Origin of the sequence: Bacillus cereus group sp. MYBK15-3 (genome assembly GCF_051916765.1) — a bacterium.
Lineage (GTDB): Bacteria > Bacillota > Bacilli > Bacillales > Bacillaceae_G > Bacillus_A > Bacillus_A cereus.
The window spans coordinates 1-1,681 of sequence record NZ_JBQAHG010000023.1 but is presented as its reverse complement, the minus strand read 5'-3'; the positions used below and the strand labels follow the sequence as shown (position 1 = coordinate 1,681).

Here is a 1,681-nt window from a genome sequence, read left to right as displayed (position 1 = left end):
TGCCACTGGACCTCAAGGTAACACGGGCGCTACTGGCGCTACCGGTGCCACTGGGCCTCGAGGTAACACGGGCGCTACTGGCGCTACCGGTGCCACTGGGCCTCGAGGTAACACGGGCGCTACTGGCGCTACTGGGCCTCGAGGTAACACGGGCGCTACTGGCGCTACCGGTGCCACTGGGCCTCAAGGTAACACGGGCGCTACTGGCGCTACCGGTGCCACTGGGCCTCGAGGTAACACGGGCGCTACTGGTATAGGAGTTACCGGACCTACTGGACCTTCTGGCGGGCCTCCTGGACCTACTGGACCTCAGGGACCTCAAGGTAACACAGGTGCTACTGGTGCTACTGGACCTCAAGGTGCTCAAGGTAACACAGGTGCTACTGGTGCTACTGGACCTCAAGGTGTTCAAGGTAACACAGGTGCTACTGGTGCCACTGGACCTCAAGGTGTTCAAGGTAACACAGGTGCTACTGGCGCTACTGGACCTCAAGGCGCTCAAGGTAACACAGGTGCTACTGGTGCTACTGGACCTCAAGGTGTTCAAGGTAACACAGGTGCTACTGGTGCTACTGGACCTCAAGGTGTTCAAGGTAACACAGGCGCTACTGGACCTCAAGGTGCTCAAGGTAACACAGGTGCTACTGGCGCTACTGGACCTCAGGGACCTCAAGGTAACACGGGTGCTACTGGTGCTACTGGACCTCAAGGTGTTCAAGGTAACACAGGTGCTACTGGTGCTACTGGTGCCACTGGACCTCAAGGTGCTCAAGGTAACACAGGTGCTACCGGCGCTACTGGTGCCACTGGACCTCAAGGTGTTCAAGGTAACACGGGTGCTACTGGTACCACTGGACCTCAAGGCGCTCAAGGTAACACGGGTGCTACTGGTGCTACTGGACCTCAAGGTGTTCAAGGTAACACAGGTGCTACTGGTGCTACTGGTGCCACTGGACCTCAAGGTGCTCAAGGTAACACAGGTGCTACTGGTGCTACTGGACCTCAAGGTGTTCAAGGTAACACAGGTGCTACTGGTGCCACTGGACCTCAAGGTGTTCAAGGTAACACAGGTGCTACTGGTGCCACTGGACCTCAAGGTGCTCAAGGTAACACGGGTGCTACTGGCGCTACCGGTGCCACTGGGCCTCGAGGTAACACGGGCGCTACTGGTATAGGAGTTACCGGACCTACTGGACCTTCTGGCGGGCCTCCTGGACCTACTGGACCTCAGGGACCTCAAGGTAACACAGGTGCTACTGGTGCTACTGGACCTCAAGGTGCTCAAGGTAACACAGGTGCTACTGGTGCTACTGGTGCTACTGGACCTCAAGGTGTTCAAGGTAACACAGGTGCTACTGGTGCCACTGGACCTCAAGGTGTTCAAGGTAACACAGGTGCTACTGGCGCTACTGGACCTCAAGGCGCTCAAGGTAACACAGGTGCTACTGGTGCTACTGGACCTCAAGGTGTTCAAGGTAACACAGGTGCTACTGGTGCTACTGGACCTCAAGGTGTTCAAGGTAACACAGGTGCTACTGGTGCTACTGGTGCTACTGGTGCTACTGGACCCCAAGGTGCTCAAGGTAACACAGGTGCTACTGGTGCTACTGGACCTCAAGGTGTTCAAGGTAACACAGGTGCTACTGGTGCCACTGGACCTCAAGGTGTTCAAGGTAACACA

Annotated in this window: 1 pseudogene; it reads left to right on the top strand. The window is 56.8% G+C overall.

The features are described 5' to 3' along the window. A pseudogene (locus ACTFR8_RS30265) lies at positions 1-1,681 on the top strand (collagen-like protein); the annotation flags it as partial.